The 550-nt window shown below is 55.1% G+C and carries 2 rRNA genes; both read left to right on the forward strand.

The features are described from left to right. A 23S ribosomal RNA gene (locus tag VA603_RS00165) occupies window positions 1-295 on the forward strand; the annotation flags it as partial. Between the two features lie 123 nt (window positions 296-418). Then, window positions 419-533, forward strand: a 5S ribosomal RNA gene (gene rrf / locus VA603_RS00170). Window positions 534-550: the final 17 nt, after the last annotated feature.

Below are 550 nucleotides of genomic sequence, written 5' to 3' on the forward strand. Positions count from 1 at the left end.
GTCCCTATCTGCCATGGGCGTTGGAAGTTTGAGAGGGGCTGCTCCTAGTACGAGAGGACCGGAGTGGACGAACCTCTGGTGTTCCGGTTGTCACGCCAGTGGCATTGCCGGGTAGCTATGTTCGGAAGCGATAACCGCTGAAAGCATCTAAGCGGGACGCGCGCCTCAAGATGAGACTTCCCGGGGCTCAAGCCCCCTGAAGGAACCATGTAGACTACGTGGTTGATAGGTCAGGTGTGTAAGTGCAGCAATGCATTGAGCTAACTGATACTAATGATCCGTGCGGCTTGACCATATAACCTCAAGTTGCCTTGGCCGACATGACATGTCGATAGATCCAAGTGCACGCTACGTCACAAGACCTCTGCGAGACTGGCGCCTCATCCGTTTTCTTGGATGGCGACGTCCCAACCGTCTCCTTGGTGAAATTAGCGCTGTGGAACCACCCGATCCCATCCCGAACTCGGAAGTGAAACGCAGCTGCGCCGATGGTAGTGCAGCTCAAGCTGTGCGAGAGTAGGTCATCGCCAAGGTTTTATTCCCAAACCCC

Origin of the sequence: Stenotrophomonas capsici (assembly GCF_034961085.1) — a bacterium.
Lineage (GTDB): Bacteria > Pseudomonadota > Gammaproteobacteria > Xanthomonadales > Xanthomonadaceae > Stenotrophomonas > Stenotrophomonas capsici.